The 21,845-nt window shown below is 73.7% G+C and carries 25 protein-coding genes; 14 read left to right on the top strand and 11 right to left on the bottom strand.

Features of this window, described 5'->3' with window-relative positions; genetic code table 11:
* Window positions 1-153 precede the first annotated feature (153 nt).
* The 3 genes from GA0070213_RS17220 (at window position 154) to GA0070213_RS17230 (ending at window position 4,692) form a co-directional block, all read left to right on the top strand.
* A complete protein-coding gene (locus GA0070213_RS17220; protein WP_091064778.1) occupies window positions 154-1,326 on the top strand; it encodes an alanine--tRNA ligase-related protein in 1,173 nt (390 codons plus the stop codon).
* 65 nt (window positions 1,327-1,391) lie between these two features.
* Window positions 1,392-2,864: an ATP-binding protein gene (locus tag GA0070213_RS17225; protein ID WP_091064779.1), complete on the top strand. Its 1,473-nt coding sequence runs from the start codon at window positions 1,392-1,394 to the stop codon at window positions 2,862-2,864.
* 16 nt (window positions 2,865-2,880) lie between these two features.
* A complete protein-coding gene (locus GA0070213_RS17230; protein ID WP_091064782.1) occupies window positions 2,881-4,692 on the top strand; it encodes an acyl-CoA dehydrogenase in 1,812 nt (603 codons plus the stop codon).
* Between the two features lie 34 nt (window positions 4,693-4,726).
* Here the strand turns inward: GA0070213_RS17230 and GA0070213_RS17235 are convergent, their stop codons facing one another.
* Window positions 4,727-5,209 (bottom strand): DinB family protein, encoded by a 483-nt coding sequence (locus GA0070213_RS17235; protein WP_091064787.1) that lies wholly within the window; start codon window positions 5,207-5,209, stop codon window positions 4,727-4,729.
* 150 nt (window positions 5,210-5,359) lie between these two features.
* Between GA0070213_RS17235 and GA0070213_RS17240 the strand changes: the two genes are divergently transcribed.
* From GA0070213_RS17240 to GA0070213_RS17250, 3 genes are all read left to right on the top strand, one after another.
* A complete protein-coding gene (locus GA0070213_RS17240; RefSeq protein WP_091064791.1) occupies window positions 5,360-6,283 on the top strand; it encodes an AEC family transporter in 924 nt (307 codons plus the stop codon).
* A 47-nt stretch (window positions 6,284-6,330) separates the two neighbouring features.
* Window positions 6,331-7,215: a class I SAM-dependent methyltransferase gene (locus GA0070213_RS17245; protein WP_175441378.1), complete on the top strand. Its 885-nt coding sequence runs from the start codon at window positions 6,331-6,333 to the stop codon at window positions 7,213-7,215.
* 143 nt (window positions 7,216-7,358) lie between these two features.
* A complete protein-coding gene (locus tag GA0070213_RS17250; RefSeq protein WP_245716431.1) occupies window positions 7,359-7,886 on the top strand; it encodes an NYN domain-containing protein in 528 nt (175 codons plus the stop codon).
* A gap of 6 nt (window positions 7,887-7,892) precedes the next feature.
* Here GA0070213_RS17250 and GA0070213_RS17255 read toward each other — a convergent pair whose 3' ends face one another.
* Window positions 7,893-8,219 (bottom strand): TraR/DksA family transcriptional regulator, encoded by a 327-nt coding sequence (locus GA0070213_RS17255; RefSeq protein WP_091064801.1) that lies wholly within the window; start codon window positions 8,217-8,219, stop codon window positions 7,893-7,895.
* A gap of 186 nt (window positions 8,220-8,405) precedes the next feature.
* Here GA0070213_RS17255 and GA0070213_RS17260 point away from each other — a divergent pair, with 186 nt between their 5' ends.
* Together GA0070213_RS17260 and GA0070213_RS17265 are read left to right on the top strand one after the other, a co-directional pair.
* Window positions 8,406-9,128, top strand: a complete 723-nt coding sequence (locus GA0070213_RS17260; protein ID WP_091064806.1) for a GNAT family N-acetyltransferase — start codon at window positions 8,406-8,408, stop codon at window positions 9,126-9,128.
* A gap of 4 nt (window positions 9,129-9,132) precedes the next feature.
* Complete coding sequence (locus GA0070213_RS17265; RefSeq protein ID WP_091064808.1) at window positions 9,133-9,807, top strand: AAA family ATPase; 675 nt, start codon at window positions 9,133-9,135, stop codon at window positions 9,805-9,807.
* Between the two features lie 6 nt (window positions 9,808-9,813).
* Here the strand turns inward: GA0070213_RS17265 and GA0070213_RS17270 are convergent, their stop codons facing one another.
* Both GA0070213_RS17270 and GA0070213_RS17275 read right to left on the bottom strand, forming a co-directional pair.
* A complete protein-coding gene (locus tag GA0070213_RS17270; RefSeq protein ID WP_245716432.1) occupies window positions 9,814-10,164 on the bottom strand; it encodes a nitroreductase/quinone reductase family protein in 351 nt (116 codons plus the stop codon).
* Window positions 10,165-10,203: 39 nt separating this feature from the next.
* Window positions 10,204-10,620 (bottom strand): nitroreductase family deazaflavin-dependent oxidoreductase, encoded by a 417-nt coding sequence (locus GA0070213_RS17275; protein WP_091064814.1) that lies wholly within the window; start codon window positions 10,618-10,620, stop codon window positions 10,204-10,206.
* Between the two features lie 99 nt (window positions 10,621-10,719).
* Here GA0070213_RS17275 and GA0070213_RS17280 point away from each other — a divergent pair, with 99 nt between their 5' ends.
* The gene (locus GA0070213_RS17280) at window positions 10,720-11,229 is read left to right on the top strand and encodes a P-loop nucleotide/nucleoside kinase family protein (RefSeq protein WP_245716433.1); all 510 of its coding nucleotides are present in this window, start codon (window positions 10,720-10,722) and stop codon (window positions 11,227-11,229) included.
* 222 nt (window positions 11,230-11,451) lie between these two features.
* On the opposite strand, the gene GA0070213_RS17285 is transcribed toward GA0070213_RS17280, so the two are convergent.
* A complete protein-coding gene (locus tag GA0070213_RS17285) occupies window positions 11,452-12,042 on the bottom strand; it encodes a uridine kinase family protein (protein ID WP_175441379.1) in 591 nt (196 codons plus the stop codon).
* 101 nt (window positions 12,043-12,143) lie between these two features.
* On the opposite strand from GA0070213_RS17285, the gene GA0070213_RS17290 reads away from it, so the two are divergent.
* A complete protein-coding gene (locus GA0070213_RS17290) occupies window positions 12,144-13,403 on the top strand; it encodes an MFS transporter (RefSeq protein ID WP_245716434.1) in 1,260 nt (419 codons plus the stop codon).
* Here GA0070213_RS17290 and GA0070213_RS17295 read toward each other — a convergent pair.
* Together GA0070213_RS17295 and GA0070213_RS17300 are read right to left on the bottom strand one after the other, a co-directional pair.
* Complete coding sequence (locus GA0070213_RS17295; protein ID WP_091064825.1) at window positions 13,361-14,029, bottom strand: response regulator; 669 nt, start codon at window positions 14,027-14,029, stop codon at window positions 13,361-13,363. The genes GA0070213_RS17290 and GA0070213_RS17295 overlap by 43 nt on opposite strands.
* Window positions 14,026-15,282 (bottom strand): sensor histidine kinase, encoded by a 1,257-nt coding sequence (locus GA0070213_RS17300; protein ID WP_091064828.1) that lies wholly within the window; start codon window positions 15,280-15,282, stop codon window positions 14,026-14,028. The genes GA0070213_RS17295 and GA0070213_RS17300 overlap by 4 nt, the downstream gene beginning before the upstream one ends.
* Window positions 15,283-15,481: 199 nt before the next feature.
* Here GA0070213_RS17300 and GA0070213_RS17305 point away from each other — a divergent pair, with 199 nt between their 5' ends.
* Together GA0070213_RS17305 and GA0070213_RS17310 are read left to right on the top strand one after the other, a co-directional pair.
* A complete protein-coding gene (locus GA0070213_RS17305; protein WP_091064831.1) occupies window positions 15,482-16,156 on the top strand; it encodes an ABC transporter ATP-binding protein in 675 nt (224 codons plus the stop codon).
* Window positions 16,153-18,477, top strand: a complete 2,325-nt coding sequence (locus GA0070213_RS17310; RefSeq protein WP_091064835.1) for an ABC transporter permease — start codon at window positions 16,153-16,155, stop codon at window positions 18,475-18,477. Before GA0070213_RS17305 ends, GA0070213_RS17310 begins: the two co-directional genes overlap by 4 nt.
* 10 nt (window positions 18,478-18,487) lie before the next feature.
* On the opposite strand, the gene GA0070213_RS17315 is transcribed toward GA0070213_RS17310, so the two are convergent.
* Window positions 18,488-18,838 (bottom strand): MerR family transcriptional regulator, encoded by a 351-nt coding sequence (locus tag GA0070213_RS17315; protein ID WP_091064840.1) that lies wholly within the window; start codon window positions 18,836-18,838, stop codon window positions 18,488-18,490.
* A 58-nt stretch (window positions 18,839-18,896) separates the two neighbouring features.
* Between GA0070213_RS17315 and GA0070213_RS17320 the strand changes: the two genes are divergently transcribed.
* Window positions 18,897-19,790 (top strand): NAD(P)-dependent oxidoreductase, encoded by an 894-nt coding sequence (locus GA0070213_RS17320; protein ID WP_245716435.1) that lies wholly within the window; start codon window positions 18,897-18,899, stop codon window positions 19,788-19,790.
* A 32-nt stretch (window positions 19,791-19,822) separates the two neighbouring features.
* On the opposite strand, the gene GA0070213_RS17325 is transcribed toward GA0070213_RS17320, so the two are convergent.
* Both GA0070213_RS17325 and GA0070213_RS17330 read right to left on the bottom strand, forming a co-directional pair.
* Window positions 19,823-20,326 carry an HAD domain-containing protein gene (locus GA0070213_RS17325; protein ID WP_091065266.1) on the bottom strand — a complete coding sequence of 168 codons (504 nt, stop codon included), beginning with the start codon at window positions 20,324-20,326 and terminating at the stop codon, window positions 19,823-19,825.
* Between the two features lie 71 nt (window positions 20,327-20,397).
* On the bottom strand, window positions 20,398-20,961 hold the full coding sequence (locus GA0070213_RS17330) for a DUF4240 domain-containing protein (protein WP_091064843.1): 564 nt from the start codon (window positions 20,959-20,961) through the stop codon (window positions 20,398-20,400).
* Window positions 20,962-21,045: 84 nt separating this feature from the next.
* On the opposite strand from GA0070213_RS17330, the gene GA0070213_RS17335 reads away from it, so the two are divergent.
* Window positions 21,046-21,477 (top strand): SRPBCC family protein, encoded by a 432-nt coding sequence (locus GA0070213_RS17335; RefSeq protein ID WP_091065269.1) that lies wholly within the window; start codon window positions 21,046-21,048, stop codon window positions 21,475-21,477.
* Here GA0070213_RS17335 and GA0070213_RS17340 read toward each other — a convergent pair.
* Window positions 21,449-21,760 carry a hypothetical protein gene (locus GA0070213_RS17340; protein WP_139128688.1) on the bottom strand — a complete coding sequence of 104 codons (312 nt, stop codon included), beginning with the start codon at window positions 21,758-21,760 and terminating at the stop codon, window positions 21,449-21,451. The genes GA0070213_RS17335 and GA0070213_RS17340 overlap by 29 nt on opposite strands.
* Window positions 21,761-21,845: the final 85 nt, after the last annotated feature.

The raw sequence follows: 21,845 nt of genomic DNA on the forward strand, positions 1-21,845 counted from the left end.
CCGCCGCGGCCGCGCGAGCTTTCCGCTCGCCGGTTGCCGCCGCCTGACCTGCCCCAACCCCACGCCGGCGACCGGAAACGGTCCGCCGGCGTCGTCGTGTCACGCCACCGTCGCGCGGACCGTCCGGACGCCCGTACCCGGAAGGCCCCCGCCATGACACCCGACGAGATCATCCGCACCTTCGACGACCACTACCACCGGCTCGACCACTCCGACGCGCCGGAGAGTTCCCTGGTGCCACCGCCCGGCGACCCGGTGCTGTTCACCACCTCGGGCATGCACCCGCTCACGCCGTACCTCCTGGGGCGCCCGCACCCGGGCGGACGCCGCCTGGTCAACGTGCAGCGGTGCCTGCGCACCACCGACCTCGACGAGGTCGGCGACCGCACCCACCTGACCGTGTTCCAGATGCTCGGCTCCTGGTCGCTCGGCGACTACGACATCGCGACCAGCCTGCGCTGGGGCTTCGACCTGCTCACCGACGGCTACCGGATCCCGCCGCAGCGGCTGCACGCGACCGTCTTCGGCGGCGACGACCAGCTCGGCCCGGACGAGACCGCGCGGGAGACCTGGACCGCGCTCGGCGTGCCGGTGGAGGCGCTCGGGGAGGACAACTGGTGGTCCAACGGACCGACCGGCCCGTGCGGACCGGACTCGGAGATCTTCGTGTGGACCGGCGACGGGCCACCGACCGGCACCCCCAGCGGCGACGCGCGCTGGGTGGAGGTGTGGAACCACGTGCAGATGCGGTACCACCGGCACCCCGACGGCCGGCTCACGTCGCTGCCGCTGCCCAGCATCGACACCGGCATGGGGCTGGAACGGTTGGAGATGGTGCTGCGCGGCGAGACGTCCGTGTTCACCGGCGACGGGCTGCGCCCGTGGGTGGGCGCGGTCCGCGACCGGTGGGACCTGCCGGAGACGGACCTGCGCGTGGTCGCGGACCACCTGCGCTCCGCGGTGGTCGTGCTCTCCGACGGGGTACGCCCGGGCAACACCGGGCGGGGCTACGTGCTGCGCCGGCTGCTGCGCCGCGCGCTGACCGTGCTGTGGCGCGACGACCCGGCGCGCAGCCTGGGCGAGCTGCCGCTCACCGGGTACGCGGACACGCTGCGCCGGTTCCGCCGGCCGGTCGACCCCGACCCGCTGCGGGAGCTGCTGTGCGACGAGGAGCGCCGGTTCCGGGAGCTGCTGCGGCGCGGCCGGCCGCTGGTGGACCGGGTCCGCGCGCGGGGTCCGCTGACCGAACGCGACTACCACTGGCTGCACGACACCCACGGGTTGCCTCGCGAGCTGGTCGACGGCCTGCTCAGCGATGTCGGCTGAGGTGGCCGGTCGGCCCGGCGGGTGCCAGACTCGTCCTCACACGTCGCCGCGAGGGAAGAGGACCCATGACCGGGTACGAGGTGCGGCCGGACGAGGAGACGGTGCCGCTGCTCGGCGCCGAGGTGCGCATCACCGACCCGGCCGGGCTGCTCGCCGCCGCCGCAGACGGGCCGGTCGAGCTGCTGGCCGGCGCGAGCTTCCCCGCCCCGGTGCGGGAGGTCCGCTGCACCGTGCGCACCGACACCGCCGGCGGTCGGCAGGTGCACCGCTTCGAGGCGTACCTGCGGATGGAGGCCGCGCCGGCCGGCCTGCTCGCTCTCGGGCTGGCCGGGCCGGTCGGCCTGCTGCTCGCCGAGCGGTTGGCCGCGCGCGCCGGCGACGGCCCGGCCGCCGCCGCGGTGGGCCGGGCCGCCGCCGAGGCGTCCCGCCGGCTGGGGCTGCGACCCGCCGGGACCGCCCTGGCCGCGCCGCCGCGCGACCCGGCCGGCCGGGCGGTGCTGGCCGCCGCCGAGGCCGCCGGCGTGCGACCCCGCGTGGAGCAGGAGAACGGCTCGGTACGCATCCGCGCCGACGTGCCGAGCGCCGAGGTGGGACCGGAGCACCTGCGGGCCGTGCTCGGCCTGCTGCTCCAGGCGGTACGTGAACTCGCCGGCGACAGCGTCGAGCCGACCGTGCTGCGCGGACGCACGTACCTGGTGGGGCGGCGACCGGTAGCGGTGGCCGCGCCGCGCAGCGAGACGGTGACCCTCGACCAGGTCGGCGGCCTGGCCGACGTGGTCGCCCGGTTCCGCGAGGTGGCGGTGTCGTTCCGGCACCCGCAGGCGATGGCCCGCTGGGGCGCGCGCCGGCCGCAGGGCATCCTGATGTACGGCCCGCCGGGCACCGGCAAGACCATGCTGGCCCGGGCGCTCGCCAACGAGGTCGGCGCGGACTTCGTGGAGATCCGCACGCCGGAGATCCTGGACAAGTATCTCGGCGGTTCCGAGCGCAACATCAAGCGCATCTTCCGTGACGCCCGCCGCTACCGCCGGCCCACCGTGATGCTCTTCGACGAGTTCGACTCGATCATCAGCTACGCCGGGGCCGGCGGCGACGCGGCCAGCCAGGCGGTCAACGCCGTCGCCGGCATCTTCAAGCAGGAGATGAACACGCTGTTCGAGGAGAACCCCGACGTCATCGTGGTCGCCACCACCAACTTCCCGCAGCGCGTCGACGCCTCGCTGATCCGCTCCGGCCGCTTCGACCTGAAGATCGCCATCCCGGCGCCGGACGACACCGGCCGCGCGGAGATCCTCGGCAAGATGATCCGGGAGCTGATCGACCGGCACGAGCGCACCGGTTTCCGGATGTTCGCCGACGACGTGGACCCGGCCGCCCTGGCCGCCGACACCGCCGGGCTCACCGGCGCCGACCTGCGCGAGGCGCTGCGCCGGGTGCAACTCGCCAAGGCGCTGCGGGAAGCTGCGGAGGGTGCGCCGCCGGCCCCGATCGGCCAGGATGACCTGCGGGAGGCCGTCGCCGGGTTGCGCCGCGGCTGAGGGGAAGGGGCCCGCGTTGTCGTCGTCCGAGCTGTTGCTGTCCCGCCGTGACCTGGCGTTCCTGCTGCACGACTGGCTGGACGTGACCCGGTTGACCGAGCGGCCCCGCTACGCCGAGCACTCCCGCGAGACGTTCGACGCGGTGCTCGACCTCGCCGCGCGGGTCGCCGCCGAGCGCTTCGCCCCGCACAACCGGGCCGCCGACACGAGCGAACCCACCGTCGACAGTGGCCGCGTACGCACCATTCCGCAGGTCAAGGCCGCGCTGGACGCGTTCGCCGACACCGGGTTGTTCGCCGCCACGCTCGACGAGTCGGTCGGCGGCATGCAGCTCCCGCACGCGGTGGCCGCCGCCGCGTTCGCCTGGTTCCAGGCCGCCAACGTGGGCACCTCCGCGTACCCGTTCCTCACCCTCGGCAACGCCAACCTGCTGCTCGCCCACGGCAGCCCCGAGCAGGTCGACACCTGGGTGCGCCCGATGGTGGAGGGCCGGTTCTTCGGCACCATGTGCCTGTCCGAGCCGCAGGCCGGCAGCTCCCTGGCCGACCTGACCACCCGCGCCGAGCCGCAGGACGACGGCACCTACCGGATCACCGGCACCAAGATGTGGATCTCCGCGGGCGACCACGAGCTGGCCGAGAACATCGTGCACCTGGTCCTCGCCCGCATCCCCGGCGGACCGCCCGGCGTGCAGGGCCTGTCCCTGTTCGTCGTGCCGAAGGTGCTGCTCGACGACGACGGCGCGCTGGGCCCGCGCAACGACGTGGTGCTGGTCGGGCTCAACCACAAGCTCGGCTACCGGGGCGCCACCAACACCCTGCTCAACTTCGGCGAGGGCGTGCACCGCCCGTACGGGCGGGCCGGCGCGGTCGGGTATCTCGTCGGGCAGCCGCACCGGGGGCTGGCGCTGATGTTCCACATGATGAACGAGGCGCGCATCGGCATCGGCGCCGGCGCCACCGCGCTCGGCTACACCGGCTACCTGAAGTCCGTCGCGTACGCCCGGCAGCGCCCGCAGGGCCGCCCGGTCACCGACAAGGACCCCACCACGCCGCAGGTGCCGATCGTCGCCCACCCCGACGTACGCCGGATGCTGCTGGCCCAGAAGAGCTACGTGGAGGGTGCGCTCGCGCTGGTGCTCTACTGCGGACGGCTGCTCGACGAGGAGAAGACCGCACCCGCCGAGGCCGACCGGGAGCGGGCGCACCTGCTGCTGGAGCTGCTCACCCCGATCGCCAAGAGCTGGCCGTCGCAGTGGTGCCTGGCCGCCAACGACCTGGCCATCCAGGTGCACGGCGGCTACGGCTACACCCGCGACTACGACGTGGAGCAGCACTGGCGCGACAACCGGCTCAACGCCATCCACGAGGGCACCCACGGCATCCAGGCGCTCGACCTGCTCGGCCGCAAGGTCACCATGCGCGACGGCGCGGCGCTAGAGCTGCTGCTGGAGGCGATGCGCGCGACCGTGGACCGGGCCTGGAAGGCGGACGGGTTCGCCGCCGACCTGGCCGGGCGGTTGGGGACGGCGGTGGACCGGATCGCGGTGGTGACCCGGCGGTTGTGGGCGACCGGCGACCCGGAGCTGGCGCTGGCGAACGCCTCGGTCTACCTGGAGGCGGTCGGGCACGTGGTCATCGCGTGGCTGTGGCTGGAACAGGTGCTGGCGGTGGACGCGTCGAAGTCGCCGGCGGACGAGTTCTCCGCCGGGAAGCGGGCGGCGGCGCGCTACTTCTACCGGTGGGAGCTGCCCAAGGTGGGTCCGCAGTTCGACCTGCTGGAGAGCCTGGACCGCACCACGTTGGACATGCGGGAGAGCTGGTTCTGACCGCCTGGTGCGGGCCGCGGCGGTCTCCAGGGGTTCACACTTCGCCTGGTGTCGTGAGGTCGCCGACCGCGTCGGCGTAGAAGGTGTCGCCGAGGTGGAAGGCGACCTGGCGCAGCGTCCAGGCGCCGCCTTCGACCCGGTCGAGGCGCTCGTCGTCGAGCGCGCGGAGGCGCAGCGACCAGATCTGCGCCAACCTGGTCAGCCGACTGCGGGCTTCGTCCAGGTCCTCGGGAGTGAAGGGAGCCAGGTCGGCCGGGGTGGTGATGGCGGAGGCGTGCCAGTGGTCGGGCAGGGGAGATCGCCCGGCAAGGCGCGCCTCGAGTTCGGCGAGGTGGTCCACGAGGTGGTCGGCGAGCCGGCGGAGCGCCTTGTGCGGGGTGTAGACCCGGTCCCCGGCGGCGCGGGCCTGCCCGTCCCACGCCGGCCAGGTCTCCGCCAGCCGTAGGGCGTGTGCGACGGCGTCCTCGACGACCCGTGCGGGGTCGCGGTCATCGGTGATGGGAGTGTCGTCGCTCATCCTGTCCGTTCCTCTCACAGCGGTCCGAGTCCCCGATCGTAGGGCTGGGATGGTTCGGCCAGGACCGAACTGTGGAGCTCGGGCTGCGTGGGGTTCCCCGCTTCGAATGCGAGGCTGAACGCATGACTGAACACGTCGGGTGACGCCCGGATGAGCTTGGTGTCCGCGTTCGTACCGATCTGGGCCCTCACCGCGGTCGGCTGGGCGGCCTGTCGACGGGGCCTGCTGGGCGAGGCGGCGGCGTCGGTGCTCGGCCGGTTCGTGTTCCAGCTCGCGATGCCGGCCGCGCTGTTCCTGGCCCTGGCCCGGATGCCGCTGTCCGGGATCGCCGGCCGCTCGCTGCTCACCTTCGGGGTGAGCACCGTCGCGGTCGTCGGGTTCGGGTGGGCCGGCGCGAGCCGGCTGTTCGGTCGCGGGCCCGGCGAACGGCCGATCTGGGGCATGGCCGCCGGGTACGTGAACTCGGCGAACCTCGGCATCCCGATCGCGACGCAGGTCCTCGGCGACGTGTCGTTCCTGGCGGTGGTGGTGCTGCTGCAGGTGCTGGTGGTGGCGCCCGTGATCGTGGTCGCCCTGGACCGGCGCAGCGACCCGGCCGGGCGGGTCCGGGTCCGCCGGGTCGCCTCGCTGCCGGTACGCAACCCGGTGATCCTGGCGTCGCTGCTCGGTGTCGCGTCCTCGGCCGCCGGCCTGCGCCTGCCGTCGGTGGCCGAAGCGCCGCTGACGCTGCTGGCCGGCGCGGCGGCGCCGGCCGCCCTGGTCGCGCTCGGCGCGTCGCTGCACCGCACGGCACCGTCGCCTGCCGAGCCGACCGGGCCGGCCGAGCTGGTCGTGATCAGCGCGCTGAAGCTGGTCGCGCAGCCGGTCGTCGCGTACGCGGCCGGGCTGGCCCTGCACCTGTCCGCGTCGCAGTTGCTCGCCGTGGTGGTGTGCGCGGGCCTGCCGACGGCGCAGAACACGTTCATCTTCGCCCAGGAGTACGGCGTCGGCGAGGCGGTGGCCAACCGGGCGGTGGTGGTGACCACCACGCTGTCGCTGGCCACCCTGGCCGCGGCGGCGGCGTTGCTCGGGTAGGGCTCGTACCCGGTGTCCGTCGACGCGTCCGGGCTACGATGACCCGGGTGGCGACGGACAAGTGGGCACAGTGGCTCCTGACCCGCCGGGACGGTGACAGCGCGAGCCTGCGCGCCCGCAACGCCCGGGACGTGGCGGCGTTCCGGGACGGCGTCCTCGACGGCGCCGACCTGGCGGCCGACGACGTGGTCCTCGACGTCGGCTGCGGGACCGGACTGATCGGGTTCGGCGCGTTGGCTCGGCTCGGCCCGGAGGGTCACGTCATCTTCACCGACGTCTCACCGGACGTGCTGGACGAGTGCCGGCGCACCGCCGGTGGTGACCAGCGGTGCAGCTTCGTGGTCGCGTCCGCCGATGACCTCACCGGAGTCGCCGACGCCTCCGTCGACGTGGTGACCACCCGGTCGGTGCTCATCTACTCCGATCGCAAGCAGGCCGCCTTCGCGGAGTTCCTCCGGGTCCTGCGGCCGGGCGGCCGGATCTCCCTGTTCGAGCCCGTCAACCGCTTCGCGGCGCGGCACCGGCCCGACGACCTGTTCGGCATCGGCGACGCGCCCGTGAACGACCTGATCGCCAAGGTCAACGAGGTCTACCGGGTCACCACCGGGGAGACCACGCGACCGATGACGGACTTCGACGAGCGTGACCTCGTGGACTGGGCGGTGGCCGCCGGCTTCGAAGCGGTGGAACTGGACTACCGCGCCCGGGTCGACGGGCCCGCCGACCCGCTCGACGACTGGGAGGCACTCAAGCGGGTGGCACCCAACCCCCTGGTACCCACGTACGGTGAGGCGATCGCCGCCACCCTGACCGACGGCGAACGCGAGCGTCTCGACACGTACATGACCGCGGTGGTCGCGGCCGGCACGCCGACGCGGCGGACGACGGCCACGGCGTTCCTTCGCGCCCGGCGTCCGCACGGAAGTCGCTGAACCGGGCTGGCAGGCAATACTCTTGACCATGAGCACGGATCCGCCAGCACGTCGAACGCTCGGGCTCGACCGGTCCGCGCTCGCTGCTCGACTCGAGAGGCACACCTATGCCCGGTACGACCGCACCCGTCACGTACCTCATCGTGGACGGGGAGAACATCGATGCCACTCTCGGCAACAGTGTTCTGGAGCGCCGGCCGGCCCCTGCCGAGCGCCCCCGGTGGGAGCGTCTGCGGGACTTCGCTCGGGACACCTGGCAGCAGCCGGTGAAGGCGCTGTTCTTCCTCAACGCCTCGGGCGGCGGTCTGCCGATGCCCTTCGTCCGGGCGCTCCTGAGCATGGAGTACCGGCCCATTCCGCTCGCCGGGTCATCGGATCAGAAGGTGGTGGACATCGGCATCCAGCGGACGTTGGAGGCCATCGCCCGGCGCCCCGGCAACGTGATGCTCGCCAGCCACGACGGCGACTTCCTGCCGCACATCGAGGAACTCCTCCAAGGTGATCATCAGGTAGCGATCGTCGGGTTCAAGGAGTTCCTCAACGCCGGCTTCGCCGAGCTGCCGGGCCTGCACGTGTTCGACATCGAGGAGGACGCGGACTGCTTCACCAATGTCCTTCCTCGGGTGCGCATCATCGACCTCGACAGCTTCGACCCGGAGTGCTTCCTGTAGGCCGGCCTAGGCGCATGCCATGCAGAAGCGGGCGAACGGCCGGGCGGCGAGCCGTTCGTCGCCGATCGGCTGCCCGCACCGTTCGCAGAGGCCGTAGGTCGCCGCGTCCACCCGACGCAGCGCGTCGTCGACGTCGGCGATCCGCGCCCGCGCCCCGGCCAGCAGCGCGGTCAACTGGGCGCGTTCGAAGCCGATCGTGGCGCCCTCCGGGTCGTGCTCGTCGTCGGCGTTCGAATCCCGCGATGCCAGGAACAGCGCCTCCAGATCCTGGGCCAGCGTCGCCGCCTCAGCCTCCGCCCTCGCGCGCAGCCGCAGCAGTTCATCCCGGACCACACGTGCAGCCTAACGGCCACCAGCGCACGGCGAGCCGTGGCCGTGCGAGGGTGGCGGCGGATCCGGGCCGGGCGCCGGCGGGGGCGGGTGTGCTCCACCGGCCGGATGCCGGGTTGGCTGCGGTGCGCGTGTCGCCGGCGGTAAACCCGGTGGTGTGGGTGCCGGGCCGCGCGTGAGGATGTGTCCATGGCCACCGATGCGTTGCTCGTCCGGGCCCGCGAGGCCTGGCGCGAGCTGGCCGGTGTGTCGATGGCCTTCCCGGCCGAGGGTGGCGTCGACGTGGAGGTCTCGGCCGGCTCGCTGCTCTGTCCGCCGGGCTGGGTCGGGATCGTCGCGCTGGGCGACGCCGCCGTCGTCACCGTACCGTCGGCCGGTGCGCTGGCGACGGTGCGTGCGGTGCTGCGGCGGCTGCCCGTCGCGGAGCTGACCGACGCCGGTCGGCTGCGCGCCCTTCTGCCGGTCACCGACGTGCTCGGCCCGGCGAGCCTGGCCTACCTCGACCGGAGCCACTTCCGGCCCGCGGCGTCCGACGACGTGCCTGTGGCTTCCGGGGAACCGGCCGACCTCGCCGCGCTGCTCGCCTCCGTCCCGCCGGGCGACGCCGACGAGTGCGGGCTGACCGACATCACCTCCCGGGCGTTCGTCGCGCGCCGCGCGGGCGAGGTGCTCGCGGCGGCCGGCTACCGACACTGGCCGGGGCGGGTCGCACACCTGAGCGTGCTCACCGGGACGGGACACCGTGGGCGCGGGCTGGCGCGTGCCGTGGCGTCGGCGGCGGTTGCGGACGCGTTGACGAACCAGTTGCTGCCGCAGTGGCGGGCTCGGCCGGAACCGTCGCGCCGGGTGGCGCGGGCCCTGGGCTTCCGCCGGCTCGGCGGTCAACTGAGCATCTCGCTCACGGGGGAGTGACGGCATGGCGTACGGCACCCGAGGCGATCTTCTCCGCCATCTGGCCGAAGCGGTCGAGTCCGTGGCAGCCGGACACCCGACGCGGGTCGCCGTCGACGGGCCGCCCGCCGCCGGCAAGACCACGCTCGCCGACGAACTGGCCGTCGCCCTGCGCGCGCGGGGCCGGGACGTCATCCGCGCGACCGTCGACGACTTCCTCGTCCCCCGGGTGCGACGCTATCGGCGCGGCGAGTTCTCGGCCGACGGCTGCTATCTCGATGCCCACGACCACGCGGCGCTGAACCGGGTGCTGCTCGATCCGCTCGGCCCGGATGGAGACCGACGCTTCCAGCACGCGGTCTACGACCATGCCGCGGACACCGTGCTGTCCCCGCCGGTCCGGACCGCCCCGGTCGACGCGGTGCTGGTCTTCGACGGTGTCTTCCTGATGCGTCCGGAACTGGTCGACCGGTGGGACCTGCGCGTGCTCGTGACGGTGGCGGTCGACCGGACCGTGGAACGTGCCGTGGTCCGCGAGCGTCGGGTGTCGTCGGGCACCGAGGTCGAGCGGCGCTGGCGGGAGCGTTACCTCCCCGCCCAGCAGCTCTACGCCGTCGCGGCCCGCCCGACCGAGCGCGCCGACGTCGTCGTGCGCAACGACGAGCCGCAGCGGCCGGTCTGGACGACCCGAGGCCGCTGATCGCGGTCAGGCCAGCTCGATCTCCACCAGCGGGCTTCCGGCGATCCAGCTCTCCAGGCTGCCGGCCCAGTCCAGGGTCGGGACGATCGCACCGAAGACCCGGGCCCGTTCGTCCGGGTCGGTGACGGGACGGCCGCGTACCCGAAGATCCAGGTCGGTCAGGTGCAGCGTGAACGCGGGGTGCGCCAGCAGGTTGGCGTACCAGTCACGCGCGCCCGGGCTGCCGGTGAGCCAGTAACGGCCGGCGGCCCGGTAGCGCCAGATCTCGATCCTCTTCGGCCGGCCGCTCCGCCGCCCGGTCGTGGTGATCTCCACCGTCCGCTGCCGATCCAGGGCCTGCCGTGTCTCGTCCGTCATCGACATGAGCCCATCGTTCGACCTCGACCGGGCTTGAGGTCAAGGCCGCCGCCGCGCGGGTTCCAGCACGACGACCGGGATCTGGCGGCTGGTCTTCTGCTCGTAGTCGGCGAAGCCCGGGTACGCGGCCTTCTGCGCGTTCCAGATCCGTTCCCGCTCGTCCCCGTCGGCGACCCGGGCGACCAGGTCGACCGTTTCCGTGCCGATCTCGGCCTTGACCTGCGGCTGGGCGAGCACGTTGTGGTACCAGTCGGGGTTGGTGGGCGCGCCGGCATTGGACGCGAACACGGCGTAGCCGTCGTCCAGCTTCTGGTACATCATCGGGTTGACCCGGAGCTGGCCGCTCCGGGCGCCGACAGTGTGCAACAGCAGCAGCGGGGCGCCGGCGAACTGGCCGCCCACCTGGCCGCCATTGGTGCGGAACTCAAAGATGATCTTGTCGTTCCAGGCGCTCATTTCTGCTCCTCGCCCCGCCAGCCGATGATCCGAACACTACTCTGATCTTTACCCGACGATCTGGCGGCGATGATGAGGAAACCGACACTCTTCCTGACCGTGGGACTTCCGTGCACCGGGAAGACCACCGCCGCTCGGCGCATCGAGGTCGAGCGGCAGGCGCTTCGCCTCACCAAGGACGAATGGGTGAAGGCCCTCTACGGGCACGAGAATCCGCCCTCGGCGCAGGACGTGATCGAAGGACGGCTCATCGAGATCGGGTTGCGCGCGCTCGAACTCGGCACCAACGTTGTGATCGACTTCGGCCTGTGGAGCCGGGACGAGCGCTCCGCCCTCCGGCAGGCGGCTGCCGACGTCGGCGCGACGGTGGAGCTGCGCTACTTCGCACTCACCGCCGACGAGCAGCGCAGACGCCTCGACCGGCGGCAGGCCGAAGCGCCGCACACCACGTGGCCGATGTCCGACCGGGAACTCGCTGAGTGGGCCGCCACCATCGAGATCCCGACGCCGGGCGAACTCGACGGCAGCGAACCCGTCGGTGACCCACCCGCAGGATTCGCCACGTGGCAGCAGTGGCGCACCCACCGCTGGCCGCCCTCGGTCGCCTGACGTCCGTCACGCGTAGCCCATCGCCGCGACGGCCCGGCCGAGCGCGGCGTCGATCCGGCCACGGGTCTCGCCGTCGAACCGGTGGTCGCGGTGCGTCAGCCGGTGCGCCTCGAACGTCGACCGGGTGACGACGTCTTCGACGCGCCCGTGCCCGCGACGAAGACCGGTGAGGGGGAAGGCATGGCGGGCGGTCAGACCCCGCTCCGGTGCCGGGCAAGCGGTTCATCCCGGATGGCCGGGCACGACGAGGTGGACCCTGGTCTCCGGCCGCGTCGTGCGCAGGTAGAAGTCCTCGGCGGCCCGCCACCGACCGATCCACTCCTCGCTGTTCTCGCCCCGGGCCCGCACCCGGCGCAGGCAGACCTCGCGCGGAGTGTCGACGAAGACGGTGAGGTCGTAGTAACCGGTCAGCTCCGGGCGGGCGGCGTAGACACCCTCCACGATCACCACGGACCCCGGGTCGATCTCGTGCCACGTGGCGAGCCGCCCGGTGGACCAGTCGTAGCTCCGCCAGCGGGCCGACCGACCCGCGCGCAACGGCGCCAGCACCTCGTCGCGGAGACGTTGCCCGTCGAAGTACCGCTGGCAACCCTGACGCGGATCGAGCCGAGCGCGCTCGTGGTCGGGCATCGGCCGGTAGAAGTCGTCCCCGTGGACGATCGACGCGCCGCCGAGCAGGTCGGCGACCGCCGCCGCCAGCGTCGTCTTGCCCGACCCGCCCGTCCCGTCGACGGCGACGATCGTCGACTCGCCGGCGCGCTCGACGGCGCGCGCGGCCTCGGCGACCTCCTCCGCGCGCTCCACCGAGTCCACGAGCTCCTGCCTGGTTGTGGTATCCGCTCGGGTCACGCTATGTCAGTCATCCGGCACGAGGCTCACTGGCTCGCGCTGGTCCCGCGCCATACCGTGGCGAGGTGGCCACGGCTCGAAGGGCACCGCCGGGGCGGATGAGCCCCCGGCTGACGTTCCTGCTGGCGGTGGCGGCCGGGGCGGCCATCGGCAACCTGTACTGGACGCAGCCGCTGCTCGGCGTCATCGCGGGCGACCTGCGGACCGCCACCACGACGGCCGGCTGGCTCGTCACCGCGACACAGCTCGGCTATGCCGCCGGCGTGCTGCTGCTCGTGCCGCTCGGCGACGTCCTCGACCGCCGCCGGTTCGTCCCGCTGATGCTGACCCTCTCGGCCGTCGCGCTGCTGCTGTGCGCGCTGGCACCGTCCATCGGCGTACTCGGTCTCGCCCTCGGCGTGCTCGGCGTGACGACGATCTCCGGGCAGATCCTCACCCCACTCGCCGGGGACCTCGCCGGCGCGGCCCACCGTGGTCGGGTCGTCGGCGTCGTCGGATCCGGGACCCTCACCGGCATCCTGGCCTCCCGTACGATCAGCGGCCTCGTCGCCGAGACCGCGGGGTGGCGGGCGATCTTCGCCGTCGCCGCGGTCGTCGCCGTCCTGCTCGCGATCGTGCTCCGCCGCGCGATCCCACCGCTGCCGCCACGGACGCGGATGCCGTACCCGCGGCTTCTCGCCTCGGTCGTCGCGGTGGTCGTGCGGGAGCGGGCGGCCCGGTGGACGCTGGTCCTGGCCGGCGTCGGCTTCGCCGCGTTCTCGCTGTTCTGGACGGCGCTGACGTTCCTGCTCAGCGGCCCGCCGTTCCGCTACCCGGCGCCGGTGATCGGATTGTTCGGACTGGCCGGTCTCGCCGGTGTCCTCTCCGGACTGCGTGGCGGCCGGCTGCACGACCGCGGCTGGTCGCTGCCCGCCACCGGTGTCGCCTGGGCAGTGGCCCTCGGCGCCTTCGTCGTCGCGGCGTTCGCCGGCCGCACCGTCGCGCTCGTCGTCGTCGCGGTCGTCCTGCTCGACGTCGCCCTCCAGACCCAGGCGTTGCTCAACCGGGCACGGCTGTTCGCCCTCGACGACGCGGCCCGGAGCCGGCTCAACACCGCGCTGGCGACCAGCAACTTCATCGGCGCGGCGGGTGGCTCCGCCGCCGCGACCACGCTCTGGCCCGTCGGTGGCTGGACCGCGGTCACGATCACCGGGATGGCGCTCTGCTGCTTCGCGCTCGTCGTCTGGGCGCGCGGACGGCGAGGGCCGCTCGTGGTCCACGCCGCCGTCGACGCACCGCCACGTCAGCCCTCCGGCGAGCCGGGGCTGACCAGGCCGGTCTCGTAGGCGACCACCACCGCCTGCACCCGGTCGCGCAGCCCGAGCTTGCCGAGGATGCGCGCGACGTGGGTCTTCACGGTCGCCTCGGACAGGTGCAACGCGGTCGCGAGTTCGGCGTTGCTGAGGCCCCGGGCCAGCAGGCGCAGCACCTCCGTCTCGCGCGGCGTCAACGTGGCCAGGTCGCGGTGCAGCGTCGCCGCGGCCGGGTCGCTGCGGGCGAAGCGCCGGACCAGGCGGCGGGTGATCGCCGGGGCGAGCAGCGCGTCGCCGTCGCGGACCAGGCGTACGGCGGCGACCAGGTGCTCCGGTGTCACGTCCTTCAGCAGGAAACCGCTCGCCCCGGCCGTCAGCGCCGCGTAGACGTACTGGTCCAGGTCGAACGTGGTCAGGATGATGATCCGCGGCGCCGCGGCGGCGCCGGTGAGGATGCGGCGGGTGGCCTCCAGGCCGTCGAGTTCGGGCATGCGCACGTCCATCAGCACCACGTCGGGCCGGGTGCGGCGGACCGCGTCGACCGCCTCCCCGCCGTTCGCGGCCTCGGCCACCACGTCGATCCCGCCGGCGGTGAGGATCATCCGGAACCCGGTGCGGACCAGCGCCTGGTCGTCGGCCACCACCACGCGCACCGTCACGCCGCCTCCAGCGGAATCAACGCCTCGACCCGAAAACCGGCGCCGGGCCGGGCCTCGGCGCGCAGGGTCCCACCGTAGACCGCCAGCCGTTCCCGCAGCCCGATCAACCCGCGTCCACCCGCCGCGCCGGCCTCGACGGGAGCGGTGGGCCCGTCGTCGCGGACCTCGATCCGCAGCGTCTCGGGGGAGTACTCGACGTCCACCTCGGCGACCGCGCCGGGGGCGTGCCGGACGACGTTGGTCAGCGCCTCCTGGACCACCCGGTAGGCGGTCAGCCCGACCCCCGGGCCGAGCGGCCGGGGGTCGCCGAAGACGGTCAGTCGCACCGGGACCCCGACGTCGTCCATCCGCCCGACCAGCGCGGGAAGGCTCTCGATGCCCGGCTGCGGTGCCTCCGGCCCGTCCGCCGCGGCCCCGGACAGCAGGCCCATCACGTGCCGCAGCTCGGTCAACGCGGACCGGCCCGTCGCCTCCACGGCGAGCAGCGCCTCCCGCGCCTGCCCGGGCGTGGTGGCGAGCACCGACCGGGCCGCGCCGGCCTGGATCACCATCACGCTCACGTGGTGCGTCACGACGTCGTGCAGCTCACGGGCGATCCGCGCCCGCTCACCGGCGACCGCCTCCCGCAACGCCTCCTCCCGGGCGTGCGCCTCGGCGTCGAGGCGCCGCCGGTCCTCGCCCGCCCGGCGTCGCCAGACGTGATGCCCGCCGGCGGCGGCCACCAGCGGCGCCAACAGAACGAACGGCAGATAGTCCCCGGGCACGGTGACCGACATCCACTCCCGTAGGACCGCGACGAGCAGCGCGGCCACCGGGACGGTGGCCAGCGCCACCGACCGGTACGGCGTGTGCGCGGCGGCGCTGTAGACCGCGACCAGGCACGCCAGCACCACGCACGGATAGACGTTCGGCTGCCGCTCCCCGCCGGTCACCAGCACCAGCGACGCGGCGGCCATCGTCACCCAGAGCACCGCGAGCGGATAGCGGCGGCGCAGCACCAGCGGCGCGCACAGCACGAAGACCAGCAGCAGCGCGCCGAGAGTTGAGCCCGGCGGCGCCGGCGCCTCCGGCACGAGCAGCGGCGGCGCCGGCGGGTGCGGCGACGCCGGCGGGTGCAGCGGCGGCGCCGGCGTGGCAGCGTCGGTCGCGGCCTGGAAGCACGCCAGCCCCAGCGCCGCGGCCAGCGCGCCGTCGAGGAGCAACGCGCGCCAGCCCGGCCTCGGCAGCGGTCCCACCGCCTTGATGCTCCGCACCGACCCATTCTCGCCGCGATCCGGTGGCGCGGGCGTCAGTCCCGGTGTGCAAGCCGACTACATCGCAGGGATGACCCCGGACGAGGATCCACCGCCCGAGGTACGGCGGTTGATCCGCCGGACCGACGCCCGGCTCGTGGACCCGCCCCTAGCGTCACCTCCGTCCGGACGACGAGGACGTAGACGAGGAGATGACGACATGACCGATCCGGTGATCGACCTCCGTGGGGTCACCCGCCGGTACGACGAGGGGCCACCCGCGCTGCGCGACGTGTCCCTGACCGTCGCACCGGGCGACGCAGTCGCCGTGCTCGGCCCGTCCGGCAGCGGCAAGTCCACGCTGCTCAACCTGATCGCCGGTCTGGACCGACCGAGCGACGGCACGGTGACCGTCGCCGGCGCGCGGGTGGACACGCTCGGTGAGGCGGCCTCGGCCCGCTTCCGGCGCGCCCACGTGGGCCTGGTCTTCCAGTTCTTCAACCTGCTCGACGACCTGACCGTCGAGGACAACGTGCTGCTGCCCGCGCAACTGGCCGGAGCGCCGGGACGCGCGTCGCGGGCGCACGCGGCCCGGCTCCTGGACTCGCTCGGCCTGGCCCGGCACGCGAGCGCCTACCCGGGGCGGCTCTCCGGCGGGGAACGGCAACGCGTGGCCGTCGCCCGCGCCCTGGTCAACCGTCCGGCGCTGCTGCTGGCCGACGAGCCGACCGGTGCGTTGGACACTGCCTCGGGCGAGGACGTGCGACGCCTGCTCAACGAGCTGCACGCCTCCGGCCAGACCATCGTCCTGGTCACCCACGACCTGCGGTTGGCCGAGGCGTGCGCGTCCCGCGTCATCCGCCTGCGGGACGGCCGGATCGAGGAGGACCGGTGACCGCCCTCGCCCGGGTGATCCGGTCGGGCGTGCGGCGGCGTCGGGTGCAGACCCTGGTGATCGGGCTGGTCGCGGCGGCGGCGACGACCGCGACCGTGCTCGGCGCCGGACTGCTGGTCGCGTCCCGGGCGCCGTTCGACGACGCGTTCGCCACCCAGCGCGGCGCGCACCTGACGGTTCAGGCGCAGCCGGACAGCGTCACCCCGGCGCAGCTCGCCGCCTCGGCGTCGGCGCCCGGAGTGATCGCCGCCGCCGGCCCGTACCCGCTGCTGGTCGTTGCCGGCCGCGGACCGGACGGGATACCGATGCCGCCGCTGACGGTCGTCGCCCGCGCGGACCCCGGCGGCCCGGTGGACCGGGTCGAGGTGACCCGCGGTCGATGGGCGGAGGGTCCGGCCGAGATCGTGTTGGGCGTCGGCGGCATCCGCATGCCGATCGGCAGCCGGGTGACGACAACCGGCGGCACCGTGCTCACCGTGGTCGGCGAGGCCCGATCGGTCAGCGGCACCGCCGGCGCCTGGGTCCTGCCGTCCGCCGTCGCCGTCCTCACCACGCCGGGCACCGACTCGGGATACCAGATGCTCTACCGGTTCGCGACCGCGAGCACTCCGGCCGACGTGGCGGCCGGTCGGGCCGCAGTGGCCGCGACGTTGCCCGCCGGTGCGATCGCCGGCGCCCGTTCCTGGCTCGACGCGCGTCAGCACGCGGTCGAGGACGCGGCCGTCTTCGTGCCGTTCCTCGTCGCGTTCGCGCTGCTCGGCGTCGTAATGGCCACGCTGGTCGTGGGCACCGTGATCGCCGGTACGGTCGGTGCCGCCACCCGCCGGATCGGCATCCTCAAGGCGCTCGGCTGCACCCCCGCCGGCATCGTCCGCGCGTACGTCGGGCAGGCGCTGGTTCCCGCCGCCGTCGGCGCCGCCGTCGGTGCCGTCGCCGGCAACGTGATCGCGGTGCCGGTGCTGGCCGAGGCCGAACAGCTCTACGGCTCCGCGAACGCCGTGCTCGCCTGGTGGGTGACGCTTCTCGCCACCGCGGGGGTCCTGGCGGTGGTGGCGGTGAGCGCGTGGGCGGCGGCGCTCCGGGCCGGCCGCCTGCGTACCGTGGACGCGATCGCGGTCGGACGCGCGTCCGGTCCCGCGCGCGGCCGGCGGGCCGCCCGGCTCGTGGCACGGCTGCCGGTGTCCCGACCGGTCGGGCTCGGGCTGGCCCGCCCGTTCGCCCGGCCGGCACGCAGCACCGCGATCCTGCTGGCGGTCGCCTCGGGAGCGGCCGCGGCCACGTTCGCCACCGGGCTCGGCGCGTCGCTGCTGCGGATCCAGACCGCGCTCGAGCAGAACACCGCCGACGTCGCGGTCGGCCCGACGCCCGCCGACGGGCCGCGCATCGGTGGCCCGCGCGCCGGCGGTCCGCGAACCGTCGATCCGGCGGCGGTACTGGCCACGATCCGGGCGCAGCCGGGCACCCGGACCGGGTACGGCATCACGCGGGCGCCCGGGACGGTGGCGGGCATGAGCGAACTCCTTCACGTCAGCGGGGTCACCGGCGACGCGGCCTGGGACGGCTTCGAGATGGTGTCCGGCCGCTGGTTCGCCGGCCCCGGCGAGGCGATCGCGAGCGCACCCCTGCTCAGTGCCACCGGAACCCGGGTGGGCGACAGCCTCACGATCCGGGTGGACGGCGGCGCGCCGGTGCGCCTTCGCATCGTCGGGGAGGTCTTCGAGTCGGGCAGCGCCGTGGTCACCGCCGCCGGGACGATCCCGGGCCTGGGGCCGCCGATCGAGTACCACGTCGCGCTCACCGACGGCACCGACGCCGGCGCGTACGCCGAGTCGTTGACCGGCGCGCTCGCCGGTTACCGGCTCACCGCGACCCCGACCGGGGGCGAGACCGACCCGCTCCTGCTGGTCGTGCAGGGGCTCACCACCACACTGACGCTCCTGCTCATCGCGGTCGCCGCGCTCGGCGTGCTCAACATGCTCGTGCTCGACCTGCGCGACCGGGTGCACGACCTCGGCGTGCACAAGGCGCTCGGCATGACCCCGGGGCAGACGATCGCCATGGTGGTGGCGTCCGTCGCCGGGATCGGCCTGCTCGGTGGCCTGCTCGGCGTGCCCGCCGGCATGGCGATGCAGCGGCACGTCGTACCCGCGATGGCGGCCAGCGGCGGGCTGCGCCTGCCGGCGACGCTGCTCGACGTGTACGGGCCGGTCACGTTGTCCGCGCTGGCGTTGGGCGGTCCGCTGATCGCGCTGCTCGGAGCGCTGCTGCCGGCCGGCTGGGCGGCCCGGGCCAGGACCGCGGTGGCGTTGCGTGCCGAGTAGCGCGGCGGGTTCAGCCCGGCCCCTGGATGAGGCGGTCCAGGATGTCCCGGGCTGCCGCGAGCTTCTCGATCGACCTGGTGATCCGGACGCGCTCCTCGGCCAGGGCGTCGAGGAGTTCGGGGCAGGTGGGTGCGAGCACGGTCCGGTCGTCGGGGATGCAGGGCAGGATCTCGGCGATCGCGGCGGTGCCCAGGCCGGCGGAGAGCAGCAGCTGGATGTGCCGCACGACGCGTACGGCCTGCCCGTCGTAGTCCCGGTAACCGCTGCCGCGACGCGCCGGCTTCAGCAGACCCTGCTCCTCGTAGTAGCGCAGGGCGCGGGGAGTGGCGCCGGTCTTCCCGGCCAGTTCGCTGATCCGCACGCCCAGAGCAGAACAGGACTTGACCTTCACGTCAACGGTAAGGTTTACCGTCGCCGTTGTGACAGACAACGACGCCATCGCCGTCCTGGGGCTCGGTCCGATGGGCCGGGCGCTCGCCGCCGCCGCACTCGCCGCGGACCACCCGACGGTGGTCTGGAACCGCACGCCGGGCAAGGCCGACACCCTGGTGGCCGAGGGCGCGGTGCTCGCGCCCACCGCCGCCGACGCGGTACGCCGGGCGCGGACCACCATCGCCTGCATGATCGACTACGATGCGGTCCGGGCGAACGTGGCGGACCTCGCCTTTCCGCGCGGGAGCACGTTCGTCAACCTCAGCAGCGGTCATTCCGGAGAAGCGCGCGCCATGGCGGACTGGGCCGCGCGGCGCGGCGTCGACTATCTCGACGGCGCCATCCTGACGCCGGCGCCCACGATCGGCACACCCGCCGCGACGATCCTCTACAGCGGCCGACACCCGCTCTACCAGCGCAACCTGGTCCTGCTGGACGCCTTCGGCGGCACCGGCATCCACCTCGGCGACGACATCGGCGTCGCGGCGGCGTACGAGATGGCGCTGCTCGACCTGTTCGCCATGTCGGTCGGTGGACTCGCGCACGCCTTCGCGCTGGCCACCGCCGAGGGCATCGAGCCGGCCGCGTTCGCCCGCTTCGCCAAGGGGATCGGTGGCCTGCTTCCCGGCCTCGCCGACCGGTTCGCCGAACAACTCGCCGCCGGCCGGTTCCCCGCCGACGTCTCCAGCGTCGCGTCGGCGGCGTCCGCGCTGTCCCACGTCGGCGCCGCCGCAGCCGCTCACGGCATCGACACCACGCCGCTGGAGGCGGTTCGGCGCATCGTCGGTCGCGCCGTCGCGGCGGGTCACGGCGGGGACAGCTACGCCCGGCTGGCTCGGTTCCTCACCGAAGCCGACGACGCAGCCACCCCGGCGGGCTGACCAGTGGCGGGCCGGTCGCCACGCTCACCGGGTCACGTCGTGGCGGAAGCGTCCGAGCCACCGGCTGCGTACCCTGCGGAGAGCCATCGCCGCACGGCCGCGAGGTCGGCCCCGCTCAGGCCCAGGAACGGGTCGACCCGGCGCAGCAGCGCCGGTCGCGGGTGGTGGGCGGCGACCCACCGCCGGTCCGCGTCGGTGATCTCGTCGTCGAGCCAGACGAACGGACGCCCCGCCGCTCGCCGTGCCAGCGTCGCGGTCTTCCAGTGCAGGCCACCCCGCGGCTCGTGGTCGTCGGGCCAGTCGACGAGGGGCAGGGCGGGCAGGCCGAGTCGGGGCGCGACCACCTCGTTCGCGTCGGCCATCCAGGTGCTCGCCCAGACCAATTCGCCCGGTAGGGCGAGGAGACGGCGGCCGTCGTCGGGGTCGAGACGGTCCAGCAGGGGATTGCCTGAGAGATCGTCACTGGACGAACGGGCGGTGCTGACGGGACGCTTCCGGAACGGGATGAGAACGCCGTCGATGTCCAAGAAGATCATCGGCCGCGTGTCGCCGGCGAGCACTGCCGAACCCTACGCCGGTACGACGCCGGCCGGACGCCCCAGCGACCTCACTGCACGGGGCGGTAGACGGCGGCGAGCCGGGGAAGGCGGGCACGCATCTGCTCGTCGTCGTCGAAGTCGAAGTCCTCACCGGCCGGATCGGCGGGCGCCGCGGGTTCGTCGTCGCCCTCGGTCTGCTCCAACGCCGCCCAGAACGCCTCGCGGTCACCTGTCGAAGTGGCGTGGGCGTCACCGGCTGCCGCCACCATCGCCTCGCAGTCGACCATGTCGTCGTCCGGGTCGACGCCGACGGCCGCCAAGGAATCCGGGTCGGCCACCGCCTGCTCCCACACGACCCGTCCCTGCGCGACCAGCCAACCGCGGAAGTAGTCGAAGCCGTCGTCCGAGCAACCGCTCCGCATGAGATAGGCGGCTGCCCACAGGTCCCAGCGATAGGACTCCTCGTTCAGCGCTTCGTAGAAGTGCTGGAATTCGACCGCCGTCGAGGGTCCCAGGGCGGTCAGCCGCGCGACCACATGACGTGCGACGGCCGCGGCCGACGCGGCGTCACGGGTGTCGCCCACCTCGGCCCGCGACCGCTCCACGATCTCCCAGAAATCTTCACGATTCATGATCGGGATCGTATGCGCGGCGTCCGCCCTCGTCGATAAGCTGCGACCTGTCCTGTCTCGACAGCGCGATGGGAGGTGTCGATCATGGCCATGGTCCGCGTCGAAGCCATCGTCGACCTGCCCGCTCAGCGGGTGTGGGCGGCCGTCGCCGACGTCGGCGCGGTACACCTGAGGCTGTTGCCCGGGCGGGTCGCCGACGCCCGGGTCGAGGGCGACGTACGGATCCTGACCATGCCGGACGGCCACCAGGTCCGCGAACTCGTCCTGGGCGTCGACGACGGCCTGCGCCGGATGGCGTACACCGTCGTCGAGGGACAGCGTCTACCGTTGACCTACCACCACGCGGCGTTCCAGGTGTTCGACGAGGGCGACCGCAGCCGGCTCGTCTGGCTGACCGACGTGTTGCCGCACGCGATGGCGGACGTGGTGCGGGCCCGGTTGGAGCGGGGAATCGTGGAGATGAAGGCGACCCTGGAGAGCGACGACGTCACCGCTCCGGTTCGGGGCCGGCCGTGAGCAGGTATTCCCCGAACCGCTTCGCCACGTGCGTCAACCAGCCCGGCTCCAGGTAGAGGTTCGAGCCGTACTGTTGCTCGAGGCCGCGCCGCAGGTCCAGAACGTGCAGCTCGGGGCTCCGCTTGTTGGGCCGGCTACGTCGCTCGAACGTCAGCCACCGCCGCAACGCCACGTCGACCAGCCCGGCCGCGCCCTCCGGATCCCAGGTGCCGGCTCTCGCCACGTCTAGTAGCCCGGCACGCAGGACCGCGATCTGCTCCTCCGACACACCTCGCCTCACCACGCTGAGGAGGATGCCGGGGGAGGCGCGCCCGAGCATCCCGATTTCGCCACGGTGCTCACGGCACGCGCGGCGGCTGTGCCTACGC

The sequence above is a fragment of the Micromonospora humi genome (genome assembly GCF_900090105.1).
In the GTDB taxonomy this organism is placed as follows: Bacteria; Actinomycetota; Actinomycetes; order Mycobacteriales; family Micromonosporaceae; genus Micromonospora; species Micromonospora humi.

Coding starts and splice junctions, on each gene's coding strand:
- GA0070213_RS17220 (WP_091064778.1), top strand. CDS start 154: ATGACACCCGACGAGATCATCCGCACCTTCGACGACCACTACCACCGG.
- GA0070213_RS17225 (WP_091064779.1), top strand. CDS start 1,392: ATGACCGGGTACGAGGTGCGGCCGGACGAGGAGACGGTGCCGCTGCTC.
- GA0070213_RS17235 (WP_091064787.1), bottom strand. CDS start 5,209: ATGAGCGACGACACTCCCATCACCGATGACCGCGACCCCGCACGGGTC.
- GA0070213_RS17240 (WP_091064791.1), top strand. CDS start 5,360: ATGAGCTTGGTGTCCGCGTTCGTACCGATCTGGGCCCTCACCGCGGTC.
- GA0070213_RS17260 (WP_091064806.1), top strand. CDS start 8,406: ATGGCCACCGATGCGTTGCTCGTCCGGGCCCGCGAGGCCTGGCGCGAG.
- GA0070213_RS17265 (WP_091064808.1), top strand. CDS start 9,133: ATGGCGTACGGCACCCGAGGCGATCTTCTCCGCCATCTGGCCGAAGCG.
- GA0070213_RS17270 (WP_245716432.1), bottom strand. CDS start 10,164: ATGACGGACGAGACACGGCAGGCCCTGGATCGGCAGCGGACGGTGGAG.
- GA0070213_RS17275 (WP_091064814.1), bottom strand. CDS start 10,620: ATGAGCGCCTGGAACGACAAGATCATCTTTGAGTTCCGCACCAATGGC.
- GA0070213_RS17305 (WP_091064831.1), top strand. CDS start 15,482: ATGACCGATCCGGTGATCGACCTCCGTGGGGTCACCCGCCGGTACGAC.
- GA0070213_RS17325 (WP_091065266.1), bottom strand. CDS start 20,326: ATGATCTTCTTGGACATCGACGGCGTTCTCATCCCGTTCCGGAAGCGT.
- GA0070213_RS17330 (WP_091064843.1), bottom strand. CDS start 20,961: ATGAATCGTGAAGATTTCTGGGAGATCGTGGAGCGGTCGCGGGCCGAG.
- GA0070213_RS17335 (WP_091065269.1), top strand. CDS start 21,046: ATGGCCATGGTCCGCGTCGAAGCCATCGTCGACCTGCCCGCTCAGCGG.